Annotated in this window: 1 protein-coding gene; it reads left to right on the forward strand. The window is 63.4% G+C overall.

Features of this window, described 5'->3' with window-relative positions; all coding sequences use genetic code 11:
• On the forward strand, positions 1–306 hold a 306-nt coding region (locus QP415_RS10955; RefSeq protein WP_285100081.1), incomplete at its 5' end, for a helix-turn-helix domain-containing protein.
• Positions 307–358 lie beyond the last annotated feature (52 nt).

The following is a 358-nucleotide window of genomic DNA, read 5'->3' on the forward strand; positions in this document are numbered from 1 at the left end:
GACTATGAGACCAAGGTCGCTGCGGCGAGGGCCGTGGTTGACGGTGGGATGAGTAAGCCTGAGGCGATGGTGCGTTTCGGTATTGCGAGCGCGACATCGTTGAAGAAGTGGTGCAGGCTGTACCGCGAGGGCGGCGCGCAGGCGCTCAAGCCCAAGCCCAAGGGCAGGCCAAAGGGGGCGGTGCCACCAACGCGTGAGGAGGAACTCGAAGAGCGCGTGCGCAAGCTCGAGGCGCAGGTGGCGTACCTAAAAAAATCGATTGCCCTGAAGGCGCAGAGGCGCTCCCAAACCGGGACAAAGCCCTAGTGGTCGCTGAGCTTTCAGGGCGCGGACATGCGGTGTGTGATCTCCTCGAGGC

This window comes from Pauljensenia sp. UMB3104, assembly GCF_030217285.1.
Lineage (GTDB): Bacteria > Actinomycetota > Actinomycetes > Actinomycetales > Actinomycetaceae > Pauljensenia.